This is a genomic window from Paenibacillus sp. CAA11 (assembly GCF_003060825.1).
GTDB lineage: Bacteria > Bacillota > Bacilli > Paenibacillales > Paenibacillaceae > Fontibacillus.
The window spans coordinates 3,922,501-3,935,392 of record NZ_CP028922.1; the positions used below are offsets into that span (position 1 = coordinate 3,922,501).

The 12,892-nt window shown below is 48.2% G+C and carries 10 protein-coding genes (1 of these 10 cut by a window edge); all 10 read right to left on the bottom strand.

Going from position 1 to position 12,892, the window contains the following annotated elements:
- On the bottom strand, nucleotides 1-272 hold the 5' end (the start) of the coding sequence (locus DCC85_RS18425) for a nucleotidyltransferase-like protein (protein WP_108466874.1). 601 nt of this gene lie to the left of the window's left edge; only the first 272 of its 873 coding nucleotides appear in the window; its start codon is at nucleotides 270-272; its stop codon lies beyond the left edge, outside the window.
- A gap of 113 nt (nucleotides 273-385) precedes the next feature.
- Nucleotides 386-2,008, bottom strand: coding sequence for a response regulator (locus DCC85_RS18430; RefSeq protein WP_108466875.1), 1,623 nt, complete (start codon nucleotides 2,006-2,008; stop codon nucleotides 386-388).
- Between the two features lie 16 nt (nucleotides 2,009-2,024).
- A complete protein-coding gene (locus DCC85_RS18435; protein ID WP_234414233.1) occupies nucleotides 2,025-3,344 on the bottom strand; it encodes an ABC transporter substrate-binding protein in 1,320 nt (439 codons plus the stop codon).
- Nucleotides 3,341-5,086 (bottom strand): cache domain-containing sensor histidine kinase, encoded by a 1,746-nt coding sequence (locus tag DCC85_RS18440; protein ID WP_108467953.1) that lies wholly within the window; start codon nucleotides 5,084-5,086, stop codon nucleotides 3,341-3,343. Before DCC85_RS18440 ends, DCC85_RS18435 begins: the two co-directional genes overlap by 4 nt.
- A gap of 100 nt (nucleotides 5,087-5,186) precedes the next feature.
- A complete protein-coding gene (locus DCC85_RS18445) occupies nucleotides 5,187-6,038 on the bottom strand; it encodes a carbohydrate ABC transporter permease (RefSeq protein WP_108466876.1) in 852 nt (283 codons plus the stop codon).
- Nucleotides 6,038-6,958 carry a carbohydrate ABC transporter permease gene (locus tag DCC85_RS18450; protein WP_108467954.1) on the bottom strand — a complete coding sequence of 307 codons (921 nt, stop codon included), beginning with the start codon at nucleotides 6,956-6,958 and terminating at the stop codon, nucleotides 6,038-6,040. Before DCC85_RS18450 ends, DCC85_RS18445 begins: the two co-directional genes overlap by 1 nt.
- Nucleotides 6,959-7,125: 167 nt before the next feature.
- Nucleotides 7,126-8,448, bottom strand: a complete 1,323-nt coding sequence (locus DCC85_RS18455; protein ID WP_108466877.1) for an ABC transporter substrate-binding protein — start codon at nucleotides 8,446-8,448, stop codon at nucleotides 7,126-7,128.
- Nucleotides 8,449-8,673: 225 nt separating this feature from the next.
- Entirely contained in the window at nucleotides 8,674-10,383 is a 1,710-nt protein-coding gene (locus tag DCC85_RS18460; protein ID WP_108466878.1) for a glycosyl hydrolase family 18 protein, read from the bottom strand.
- A 113-nt stretch (nucleotides 10,384-10,496) separates the two neighbouring features.
- Nucleotides 10,497-10,928, bottom strand: a complete 432-nt coding sequence (perR, locus tag DCC85_RS18465) for a peroxide-responsive transcriptional repressor PerR (protein ID WP_108466879.1) — start codon at nucleotides 10,926-10,928, stop codon at nucleotides 10,497-10,499.
- A 104-nt stretch (nucleotides 10,929-11,032) separates the two neighbouring features.
- Nucleotides 11,033-12,877, bottom strand: a complete 1,845-nt coding sequence (locus DCC85_RS18470; RefSeq protein WP_108466880.1) for a DUF4097 family beta strand repeat-containing protein — start codon at nucleotides 12,875-12,877, stop codon at nucleotides 11,033-11,035.
- Nucleotides 12,878-12,892 lie beyond the last annotated feature (15 nt).

Here is a 12,892-nt window from a genome sequence, read left to right on the forward strand (position 1 = left end):
CAGCGCACGACGTCCGGGTTATCGCCCGAGAGCACCCATTGCTGTAAATCATCAGAGCTAATGTACAGAAGCTGATAGCGCTGCCCCTCACTGGCACAGTGCTCAATCTTTAGCTTTTCCTCGGTATGATCGCAGATAACCAGAATCAACAATTCGAAATCATGCAGCAATGGTCCATGAAAGCCTCCGACATTGTGACGGTATGCTATCGCCCCAAATGCCTGGCGCCCGATCGTCTCTTCTCCGATAAATGAAAAGTTTGTAGATCCCACACTGTCCCTCCGTCTCCTGTTTGTTATACACACAATTCGATATATTTAGATTCTACATAACCTCATGGTTTCCTTCTTCAAAATGGAGTCAATTTTGTAATGAGGAAAACAGGTTATCTCGATTGTGTGGATTGATAGGAGATCCGGTAGTCGGTTGGTGTTTTTCCGGTTATCTTCTTAAACACCTGGGTAAAATAGCGGGGATCCTGATATCCGACAAGCGGCGCGATCTGAAAAACTTTCACCTCAGAGTTCTTGAGAATAAATTCCGCTTTCTCGATGCGCAGCCTTGTTAAATACTCCAAGAAGGTGCTCCCAGTCTTCTGCTTAAACAAGGTGCAGAAATGGCTGCAGCTGATATGAATGAAATCTGCAACATCCTCAATGCCTATGTCTTCCTGATAATGAGCGTCAATAAATAGCTTAGCCTGATCAATCAGACTGTCTCCTGTCTCACCGTGTCTGCCCTCAGCCGCCAGATGCAGCCAATCCATAAGGCGTTCCTGCAGCGTCTTGATCAGCTTAGTAAGGCTGTCAGCCTGCTCCAAGGCATCCAGTATATCTTCTGAATCCTCTTCAGCCACTTCCGGTGAAGAAGGGATCATCATCTCCAGCTGCCTGCGAGCGACAATAGCAAACTCAAGGCAAATCCTTACCGTTCCTTCTTTGCTTGCTCCAGGTTGCTGCAAATGCTTTAGAAGAAGCGACATCGCAGCCTCAACTTCGTCTGTATTTAGCGTCTTGATCGCCTCAATTAGACGCTTCTCTATCATTCCGGGATACATAGAAGCAAGCTTTGAACTCTCGTTGAGTTCTCCATGAAGGAACACGGATTGATCCGTATGAACAAAAGCTTGGCGCAGCGCATCCGAAGCCATGCGATAACTGCTACGCAGCTGCTCCAGCCCCATAGCCGGGCTGCTGATCCCAACAGTGCATGTCATTTTAGTACACAAGTCTATCACCTGTACAAGCTGCTCCCCGAGCTTAAGCTTCTCTTCTTTGGTCATCTCGGGAAATATGAGCAGCCACTCCCCGCTGTAATAAGGAAAAACCATAAAGCAGCCATGCTGATCCCCAAATTCCTTAAGAACGTTGTTTACGGCGAAGAACCATAGCCTCTTCTCATCGGTTCTCCATCTTTCGGAGGCCTGCTGAAGCCGATCCAGCCGAACCAGGAACAGACAGTATGGGTCCTTTAAGAGCTCTACATCACTATCTCCTTGCATGGCTGGGAATGAGGGTTGGCCGTCCATCCACTCCGTATACAGCCTTTCCTTAGCAAATGCCGTCAGCCGCTGAAGTGAATATTGCAGCTGCTCCTCCTCCAGCTTTCGATTCCGGCGAACATCCAGCTCCAGCTTCGCCTTGGCAACAATCTCCTCCAGCTCTTCATGATCAATCGGCTTCAGAATATAATCAAACGCGCCGCTTCGCAGAGCCTCACGCGCATATTCAAATTCACCGTAGCCGCTAATCACGATGAACAACGGCTCCTGGTCCATCCTACCCTTCTTCAATTCACGCATGAATTGTATCCCATCGATCACAGGCATACGTATATCGCTAACGATAATATCAGGTTTTATCACAGCAGCGGCCTCCAGCGCCTCCTGTCCATTTCTCGCCTCACCCGCCACCTTCATGCCATATTGATCCCAAGGTATGGCCATTTTCAAGCTCTCCAAAATAATCGGCTCATCATCCGCCAGTAGAACCCGATAAGCTCGCTCCATGGTACCTCCCCCTTCCTTATCTGTTCTGAATGAGCTTCCGATAATTATTTAAAGACTGCTCCAAGCGCTCCAAGCTTTCCTCCGGGGTGACCTGCTGATCAACAATTCCTGCAATACTATGAAGAAAAACCTGCTTGATCTCCGGGGGAAGCATATTGTCATAAGGGACAAACTTAGTTTTGCTAGCCTCAGTCAGTGCAATGACCTGATTAAAGACGGAATCCTTTTCGACCTTTTGAACCTCCCCTGACATCACGGGGATCCGATAAGCCTCCTCAGTAATCTTCGCGCGCACTTCAGGTTTGTATATTTCTGCGATAAATTCCAATGCAGCTTCCCGCTTGCTGCCGGTGAGCGCTGATGATAACCCCAATCCTACCGTATACCCTCCTGCCAAGGAGCCCTCGTCCCCTTCCTGCAGGGTTGGAAAGGAGAGCACACCAATTTGAGTAGAGAATCCTGGAGCTGCCTTCTGAAATAAGGTGATGTCCCAGTTTCCGCTTAAGTACATTGCAGCTTTGCCTTGTGTAAACAGTTCCACCGCCTCTTCAGAGCTAAGCTGGTTAGCGTTGTGCGGGAAAGCGCCCATCTTCACGAGCCTGTCAAAATTCTTCATGGCCAGAAGATATTCAGGATTCGTAAAAGAGGCCCTCCCATTAATAATTTGAGTGAACTTCCCGGAGCCTGTCTGCCGATCCATGAAATAATGAACATAGATAGCTGCTGGCCATTCCTGTTTATTACCTAGCGCAAACGGGATGATTCCATGGTGCGTCAGCACAGGAATGATGCTCATTAGGTCGCTGATCGTCTGGGGCGGAGAGATTCGAAGCTTCGTAAACAGTTCTTTGTTGTAGAAGAGAGGCTCAGCATTCCCCTCAAAAGGAATCCCGTACACTTTCTGATCAAATGTCCACAGACTTAAGTCTTTGAATCTGCCATACAGATCTTCATCCTTAAGAAAACCCGTTAAGTCCAGCAGCCTTCCCGTCTGCACATAGGGCTCAATCTCCGCACCTCCGAAGAGACTGAATATATCCGGCGGCCTTCCGGTCACCATTTCACTTTTAAGCTTCTGCTCGCGGTGGATGGTCTGATCCAGTCCCTCAAAGTCGATTTTGATATGGGGATGCTTCTCCTCAAACTTCTTGATCGTATCCGCTATAATCCGCTCCACAGGCTCATCATGCTTACCTACCCAGAAATGCCGAAATGTAAGTGTGATCTTCTCCTCCGCAACCTTCTCTCTGGCAGGAAGAAGCTCGAAATTGCACCCTGAGCACATCAGCAGACTTAACGCGGTACAAACAAGCAGTCCTCTTATAGAACGATTCATATCAGGTTCTCCCCTTCTCCTACGCCCTTCCACTGCTTGGGGATACGGATTCTAATTACCGTACCAAAGCCCTCGGCAGAACATACAAGAATCCCATAAGGTGAGCCGTACTGAATTCGAATGCGCTCATACACATTTCTGAGCCCTACACCGCTGTTCTTATATTTGCTCTCCTTAACCGGTTGATGAAAAGCTCTTTCCAACCCCTCAGGATTAAATCCCTTGCCCGAATCCGCCACCTCAATCACAAGATCACGCCCGACCTCCATGGCTTCAATACGTATAAATCCAGATTCAGGCATCGGCTCGATCCCGTGATATAGAGCGTTCTCTACCAGAGGCTGAACAATCAGCTTTAATGTCATCAAGGTTCGCAGCTCTGGCGGACAACTGATCTCATAATCAAATTTATCCCGGAACCTCGTCTTTTGAATATTCAAATAATGCTTCACATGTTCCAGCTCTGTAGACAAGGCAATGGCCTCGATGTTCTCACTGATGCTGATTCTAAGCAGCTTCCCAAGCGAAATCACCATTCTGCTAATCTCCCGATTACCGGCTAGGACAGCCATAGAATTTATGGATTCTAGCGAATTATAAATAAAATGCGGATTGATCTGGGCCACAAGCGCATTCATCTCCGCTTCCTTCTTACGCTTCTGCTCACGCTCCACCTCATGAAGCAAATCTCGGATCTGGTTGCTCATCTGATTAAAGCCATCGACAAGCATCTTCGTCTCATCGTTCCAGCGGGTTGGTGGCTTCAGCTGGGTGAACTGCCCCTGTTCGACTCTCTTCATCCCGCGTGCACTGATGATAATCGTACGGACCACACGTCGAACAAATATACGCTCAAACACAAAGCCCATGAGGAGGGTTAACAGAATCAGCAGGATGGCAATACTTCGAATGGCACTCGATTCCCGGTGCAGCGTGCTTAATGGAGTAACCGCTGCAAGGGTCCACGCTTCATGAGCTGAGGGAACTACAGTAATCATAGATTCCTCATCTCTATACCTGGCGATCTGGTACCCTTGCTCATTAGGCTGCTGCCACAGCTCGGCAGGAATAATATTGCCGGCAGCATCGCCGGATTTGTCGAACACGACCGTTCCTTCTCGGCTAAGCAGCAAGATATCACTATCCGCTATGGTACTTGTTCCCCAAAGCGCTTGTTCAAGCACATCCGGCTTGACGGTGATCATGATGGAGCCAATTGTCTGCAACGAGAAGTAGTCCTTGATCAGCCGGGTATGAATCAGCACCGGACTGTCTGTCCGGTACGTTCCATTCTCTCCGGGACCGAGCCACAGCGGCCTACCTTGCAGATTTACACTGCGGGAATACCAAGGGGCCTCTTGGGGAACGGGATAGAGGGATGCACTGATCCCCGTTCCATACAGCAGCTTATGATTGGAAAAAAGCGCAAACGAGGTGATCTTCGGATGCGCCATAATCAAATTATTCAAGGATTGAGCAAGCTCGCTGCTGACCCTTTCCGGCGGGTGCTTCAGCAGCTGCTGCACACTGGGCTGAATGATTGCCAAGTCCGATACAGCATTTATTTCATTAAGGGCATATTCCAGCTTCCTATCTGTATCTTGTAGTGACACTCTGTAAAAACTATTGGTCTTCTCTTCATTCATTCCTGAAAATATGAAGTAGGAAACGGTCCCCATCATAATTACCGGAATAAAAACAAGCAGAATAATGCCCAGCCTAAATTTTCGCTGCAAATTCACGAAACAGCCATCCTTTCGGGAAACGCTTTCTTTCTCTTCATACATATTCCCGCTGCAGCTGTGTTTTTCCTACCTCCAAACGGCCATGTTCGTCAAATAATTAGCTCTTTACCGCCCCGCTGGTCAGCCCGGCAATAAACCATCGGCTGAAGAACAAGAACACGATTAGCAGCGGCAGTGTTGCAAAGAAGGTCGCCGACATGATCATTCCGTAGTCCAGACCATCTTTGTTGCTGAACAGCTGCTGAAGCGCGATTTGAATGGTAAAGTGCTCCTTATTCTTGAGAACAACAAGCGGCCAGAAGAAATCATTCCAGACGTTCATGAATGTCAAAATCCCAAGTGTCGCCAGTGCAGGCTTAATAATCGGCGTCACGATGTTAAACAGGGTTCTCAAATGACCGCTTCCGTCCATCCTGGCAGCTTCAAGCAGTTCATTATGCACCGAGGATGAGATATACTGCCGCATCCAAAAGATCCCGAAGGCATTGACCATCCCTGGAACAATGATCGCTTGATAGGTGTCGATCCAGTGGAATTTAGCCATAATGACATAGTTAGGCAGTACGCTCAGCTGCTGTGGAACAAATAGTGTAAACAGGACGAACATGAATAGTATATTTTTCCCCGGAAACTTATATTTAGCAAAAGCATAGCCGGCCAAGGTACAGAAGAAGAGAACTAGCACGGTGGTCGTTACCGATACAAGCGCAGAGTTGAACAAGGCTTTGAAAAAGTAAGTACGCTCAAGCACCCGCTCAAAGTTGTCAAACAGCTGACTGCCGATAGATAGCTTAGGGGGAACATGGAAGACTGCACTGCGATCATTGGTTCCAATGGCAAACATCCAATAGAACGGAAAGATCGAAATCAAGGCTCCCACCGTCAGCAGCAAATAATAAAAGAATTTGGAAACGATGTGGGGTTGTCCCGGTTTCTTAGCTCTACTCATCAGGCTTCTCCATCCTCTCCGTTCATGCGATTGCTTAACCAATGATTGGCAACCGAGAACAATATAGTAAAGAAGAACAGAATAACCGCAGACGATGCTGCCGTTCCGAAGAACGAATTGCGGAAAGCTTCGCTATACAGATAGATCACCATCGTGATCCCTTCTTGACGTGTTGATCCCGTACCTGACTGACCGAGGAACACATAGGGCTCCGTGAACAGCTGCAGGGCACCGATTGTTGACAGCAGAACGGTAAACACTACAAAGGGCTTTAATAGCGGTAGTGTAATCGAGGTCAGCTGCTGACGCCGGCTTGCCCCGTCAATCGTAGCTGCTTCATAGAGATCATGTGGAATGCTCTGCAGACCGGACAGATAAATAATCGCATTGTATCCAACCCAGCGCCAGAAGACCATAATTGAAATCGCAATCTTCACACCCCACCAACCCGAGTTCCAGGCTACAGGATCCAGTCCTATGCTTGTCAGCATCCAGTTGGCGATCCCTTCTCCGCCGAAGAAAGAGCTGAACACCAGGGTTACAGCGACAATGGATGTAATGTTAGGCAAAAAGTACAGGGTTCGAAACGCTTTTTTAAACCGAGTTATTGATGAATTCAGCATGACGGCCAGGATCAACGCTACAATCAACTGGGGAATCGTTCCCATGAGCGCCATCACAATCGTATTCATAAAGGAAATCCAGAATGTCGGGTCCTCGATCACAAATTTAAAGTTGTCAAACCCGACGTATTCCATTGGGCTTAAGGCGTCCCAACGAAAGAAGGAAAGATAGAACGTGAATATAATCGGATAAATGCCGAAAATCGCAAACAAAAGAAAAAACGGGGATATGAATAAATAAGCGACTCCCGCGCTTTTCTTCTTCTCCGTCCAAAACGATTTGGATTTGGAAGGCATTTTTCCGTCAGATAGCTTCGGTTCCAGTTGGCTCATACCGCACCTCCATTAATATCCTCTCTTAAGCACATAAGCAGGCTTACAGCGTTCAAAGTCCAAGAGGACCCAAGGCTCCTCAAGGACTTTGACAATTCATGCATTACGCTGTACGTACCGTTCTACAGGTATCAGCCGCCGCGTTTGGCCAGATCTTTCGACTGCTTCACCGCGGAATCCCATTCTGCTGCCGGGTCCGAGTTCTTCTCGATCACATTCCGAAGCGCAGACTTGAAATAGGAATCGGTTGTATCGTGGAGCGGTCCATAATAGACAGGCTTGATCTTCTGGGCCGCCTTCGCGAACTCGGTCGCGATATTCTGTCCGCTGAAGAACTCATCCTTTGCATTCTTGAAGGTATCGGTATCATAGATCGCAGGGATGGATGGCATCAAGCCAGAGCTTTCAAAGGCTCTCAGCTGCTGGTCTTGATTATCGAGCCAGGTGATAAATTCATAGGCTTCCTTCGAGTGCTTCGTTTCCTTAGGAATGGTCAAGAAGGAGCCGCCCCAGTTCCCTGAGCCTTCCGGAAGCTGGGTGACTTTCCACTTACCCTTGGTGTCCGGAGCGTTGCCGGTAATGTTCGCTTTCATCCAAGCCGGGCCAAGGACGACAGCAACCTTGCCTTCGTTCATGGCCGCCCCCCATTCAGGAGACCACAGTACGGTTTTGCCGATCCATTTCTCCTGAATCGCTTTTACCGTCAGGTCATAAGCTTTCTTGATTTGAGGATTGGTGTCTCCAATAAAGGAGTCGTCCTCTTTCTTAAAATAGATTTCGCTATCGCTTTGGTCACGAAGCGCATTAAACATCAGATCGGTGTTGTCGACAAACGCAACCCCCGTCTTATCCGTAAATTGCTTGCCAACAGCAGCGAACTTATCCCATGTATTGATCGCTTCGCCAAAGGCTACCGGATCTGACGGAATGCCAGCCTTCTCCATGAGATCTGCACGGTAATAAACTACGGACGGGCCGATATCCGTTGGCAGCCCAATCTGGAATTTGCCGTCTTTGGACTGGGCCTGCTTCCATTTCCATTCGAGATAGTTGCCTTCAATATCTTTTGCGCCTAAATCATACAAGTTATAGAACTTATCCTGGTTCTTAATGAATTTCTCCATAAAGGCAATTTCAAGCATGAAAATATCAGGAGCCCCTGAACCAGCCGAAAGCGCTGTGATCAGATTGTTGTGATGTGCCGTCTGATCTCCAGTATTCTGTACTTTCACTTGGATATTGGGATGGGCCGCATTCCATTCCTCAACAAGCTTGTCATAACCGGCCGTTCCCAGAGTCCAGAAGGTGAGCTCCACCTTCTCCTCTTTCTTCTCACCTCCGCTGCCACCCGTGCCTTCGGCATTCTTGGAGTTGTTGCCGCCGTTACCGCCACCGCAAGCTGCTAAGGAAACCAGAAGTATGGCCGACAACAGCAAGGTCATCCATCTCTTCATTTCTGTAACCCCTTTCAAAATTTATAAATGTCATGATCTGCACCTATAAATCTATAGGATTCCTTGTTTGATTGGCAGGCGGCAAACCAACGATTTAAGGTTTAAATTCTTTTGAGGGTACAATAAAAAAACACCATATCCCGCTGAAGCCTAACAAGCACGGCTTACGGTCTATGGTGCTGTGAACATGCAAGTATGATCACTTCAATGCTATGATTGCCAATTCTACTCATTCACCTTACTCAGTACTTCCCAAGCTTCCTTGGAGGCAAAGCCCCGGTTCCACGAACCAATCCCCCCCAAATTCAGCCTATGAACCAAATCCACTCTCTGTTCAAGAGAATCCACATCCTCCAGCCAAATTCGCTTCAGCGCACCGTCTTCCTGATATTGCACATAGTTCTGGCCAGTATTATCGGGAGTGCTCTTCTCAAGCTTAAGCTGCTTTATAATTTCCTCTGCTTTATCCATACCGATCGCTTTGGAGCTGACTTTAGTTTCTCCGTTCTCCGTCTTCTCCGTCCAGACTCTGGTATAAAGGGGTACTCCCAGAATGAGCTTGGCTGGAGGAACCTCATCCTCCTCCAAAATCTTCGTTACCGCAGCTTCTGTCCAGGGCAGTGAAGCCACTGACCCCGCTTGGGGACTCGCCGCCCAGTGCTCGTCATAAGCCATCAGCGCCATAAAGTCAACAATGCTGCCGAGCTCCTTGCGGTTCAAAAATTTGGACCAAAGCTCACTGTTCGATTTAGGCGTTACATCTATGGACAGTGTCAAGCCGGCAGCGTGAGCAAGCGGCCGCATCTCCCTCAAGAATTGGGTAACATTATCCCCATCCTTGGTATGAACACTTTCAAAGTCAATATTGATTCCGTCCAGATCGTACTGCTTTGCATACTTTACCATTTGATTAATTGCATTTAGCCGTCTGTCATAAGCAGCCATTGCCTCCGAGGTCAAATCGGCATCAAAGCTGTTGCTAAAGAGCCCCCAAACCTGCATGCCTTGAAGATGGGCCCAGGTTACATAAGCCCTATCAGCTTTGTTCTTCACATTGCCCTTCGTATCCTTCAACTGGAACCAGGTCGGACTAACAACATTTACCCCGGGAAGACGCCCGATCCGGGACGGACTGGCAGGCACCTGATACACGGCCTCCCATGTCAGATTAACCCGTTTGTTCTTCCATTGCTTCTCCGCAGGTGAGACGGCTTTTTTCACCTCTGGAATGGTCGCCTCCTGTTGAGGAACTACCTCCTTCTGCCGGATATACCCTGTGTATCCGCCGTCTGTCTGCGCGTAATACCATTCTCCTTCAGCCCGAAGCAATCGAAGATTAGCCCCCGATGGGACATCTGCATAGATCGGGGAATGAATGCTTGCTTCTTGCCTAAGGGGGGCTGTTCCCTCCTTGTTATTAGCTACCTGCGCCCGCTCAATGCGTTCGCCCGGCTTATAGATATGCACCACTCCCGATGCTGAATCCTCTTTAAATTGTACTCCGTACAGCTGCTCGATCAGTTTGGCCGGAACATAAGGAACTCCGCTTGCGACACTTGGCGAGGACGTTAAGCTCAGCTTATGATTATTCATCTCGCCATAAGCTTGATTCACTTTAAGGCGAACCAGCTTGTCCGGCGTAGCCATGACGATCGAAGCGCTGTCCTCCTCATACCGTACGTTAGAATCAATCTCCTTCTGAATGACCGGCAGTGGAATCAGCAGTTTATCTCCTGTACCAGCCGCAGAGTAATCCATCACAAGGCCCTTCGCAAAGATCGGCTTAGCGCGGCCTTTCCAGTCTGGATCTACATGGGCATGATTAGGAACGAACCAGTAGTACACTGCATAGGCCGCCCCCATCAATAATAGAAGAAGCAACCATCTGCCCGTTCTTCTCTTCTTCCTGGTTCTGTACATACTTCGTCGACTCATGCTATTCTTCATACCTCCTGCATTGTCTGATTCTCCTCACTCTATATAAACAAAAAACGTGAAGAACCCCGAAAGGAATTCCGCACGTTCTAAAATCAGGCCGCAGTCTCTTATCAATTCTGTTTATGCTTTTGACAATTGTCACATATGCCATAAAGCTCCAAACGATGTCCGAGCACCTTAAATCCGGTCACTGATTCAGCTTGACGTTCCACAGCCTCTAATGAAGGATAAGTAAAATCCTTGATTGTTCCACATTTCTCACAGATTATATGGTAGTGATCCGAGACATCGGCGTCAAAACGGCTCGAATCGTCACCGTAGGTTAACTCCTTGACCATACCAGCCTCTATAAACATCTTGAGATTATTGTAGACTGTAGCCACACTCATATTCGGAAATTCCGGCTCCAACGCACGATAAATTTCATCGGCTGTAGGATGTCCCATCGAATCAAGCAAATAGCTAAGGATGGCGTGACGCTGCGGCGTGATACGGACACCATTTACTTTGAGTTTATCTAAGGCATGCTGCACGCGTGTCATATGTCCACCGCCTTTACAAATACTGCAAAATCCTGTAACACATTCATTGTACGTTCACTCTAAATCGTTTGTCAACGCAAGGATAGAGTATCAGATCAACCATGCTATTCACCCATCATAGGTGTAATAAGATTCTCCCGATTCACAAGCAGGTTGCTGTTACCCTCCAGCTTGATCTGATATTGTCCTTCGCCAAGCTCTCCTTCGATCCTCTTATTATCTTTCTCAAAAGGAAGGTTACTGTAAATTTCTCCATACCCGCTTGACGCCTCCAAATGATAGCTGCCAAAGTAAGGCAGTGTAATATTAACCTCTCCCACTGCACTATACACCGACCAGTCTCCGCCAATGGAACTTGAGCGAATAGAAATTTTCCCATTGAGTGATTCTGCATTTAGGCCTTGGTCCGCACCCTCTACCCGGATATTCCCATTCTTGGTGGAGACATCAATATTCCCTTTATTATCCTTAAGGTTCAAATCTCCCACCAAAGTTGAAAGCTTGGCAGAGCCTTGAACATTTTCTGCGGTCATTTTCCCGCCCTGTGTATCGGCATTCACATCACCGAAGACATTCGTCAGCGCGACATCCCCATTCAGCGTCTTCAAAGAAATGTCCCCGTCCCCGTATATATCGCTTAATTCTACAGCTCCGTTCCCGGTCTGAAGCTTTATTTTTCTGGACGAAATGCTCTTCACCAGCAGGCTGCCATTAGTCGTCGTCGCATCAAGGGTCAGATCACGGTTAAAAGGAAGGATCACATGGAGATTGACTCTCGGGTGTCTCTTACCAGACTGGCCATAGCCGCGGTCATTCACTACGATAGACAGCTTATCGCCCTCGGAGATATTAATCTCCGCCGCATCTGCAATGGCCTTCGCCTCTTCACGCTGCACTTCATCAACATAGACCTTGGCCTCAACCTGCACTTCAAACACGGGTTCTCTTGAAACTGTAATAGTGCCATTAATATTCTCAATCCGAACCCCCTTCATATCCGAATTAACAGGAATGGTTAGCGGTTCCTTGAGGAAGGAATAGCCCTTCTGCTCACTAAATTCCGTTCCTGCTGCGGTCAGATCAAGGCTTACCTTGTTCCATAAATGCAGGTAATGGTCCTGCTGCGTAACTGCGAACACACAGGCAGCTGCAACCACTGATCCAAGGATGCCTTTGATATCCAAGCGAAAGCGGCGCCCATGCCCTGGGGCTGCTTTGCGCCTCTTCCAAATCAGGACTGCAATATACTCCACACCAAGCAGCACCAGCAATACCGGCCACCAATTGATTAATAGCAGCAGAAAATCCCCTTGTGTCAACTCTTCAAGCAGCAGCAGGACACTTACACCTAGCAGCAGCAGAGAAGCGGTAAAGCGGCCTGTTCGCGCAGCCCGATATTTGATCTCCTGCATAAATAAAGATAGGCCTACAGCGGCCAAGATTCCCGCGCAAATATAACCCGCCCATTCTTGAATCAGGACTTCAAGCCACTTGGGCTTGATGCGCAGGACCCATACAATTAGCCCCCCGGCAACCATCATTGCCCCGATTGCGGTCCCCCTCAATAGTTCGCGTCCTGGCCCGGCCTTGACCGGATTGCGGCTCCGTGAATTCATGGAATCTGTAGACTGAAGCACATCGTAGATACTATAAAAGTAAATCATTGGCACCAGTAATCCCATAATAATCAGCAGAGGAACATTTATTTGAATCCGAACGGATGAGAAATAGATCAAGGCGGCAAGATCTATAGCGATCAAGTAAATCAAAGCGATTCCCTTGCTGAACAATTTCAGGTAAACATGCCCCAGGCCAGGAAACAGCGCGGTCAGCAGTACGGAAACAAACTTCCGCTTGCGTCGTCTCGGGCGATAGCCTTTGCGCGCTTGAGCCCCGTTCGGCCTTGGCGTGCCATTCTCGTCAGAACTGCTCACTTGCTCTTTTGCCATGCCGATTCTCTCCTC

What these genes read in the sequence shown, in the direction of transcription:
- DCC85_RS18445 (WP_108466876.1), bottom strand. Translation starts at nt 6,038, where the DNA reads ATGAGTAGAGCTAAGAAACCGGGACAACCCCACATCGTTTCCAAATTC.
- DCC85_RS18435 (WP_234414233.1), bottom strand. Translation starts at nt 3,344, where the DNA reads ATGAATCGTTCTATAAGAGGACTGCTTGTTTGTACCGCGTTAAGTCTG.
- perR (WP_108466879.1), bottom strand. Translation starts at nt 10,928, where the DNA reads ATGACACGCGTGCAGCATGCCTTAGATAAACTCAAAGTAAATGGTGTC.
- DCC85_RS18430 (WP_108466875.1), bottom strand. Translation starts at nt 2,008, where the DNA reads ATGGAGCGAGCTTATCGGGTTCTACTGGCGGATGATGAGCCGATTATT.
- DCC85_RS18455 (WP_108466877.1), bottom strand. Translation starts at nt 8,448, where the DNA reads ATGAAGAGATGGATGACCTTGCTGTTGTCGGCCATACTTCTGGTTTCC.
- DCC85_RS18460 (WP_108466878.1), bottom strand. Translation starts at nt 10,383, where the DNA reads ATGAGTCGACGAAGTATGTACAGAACCAGGAAGAAGAGAAGAACGGGC.
- DCC85_RS18450 (WP_108467954.1), bottom strand. Translation starts at nt 6,958, where the DNA reads ATGCCTTCCAAATCCAAATCGTTTTGGACGGAGAAGAAGAAAAGCGCG.
- DCC85_RS18470 (WP_108466880.1), bottom strand. Translation starts at nt 12,877, where the DNA reads ATGGCAAAAGAGCAAGTGAGCAGTTCTGACGAGAATGGCACGCCAAGG.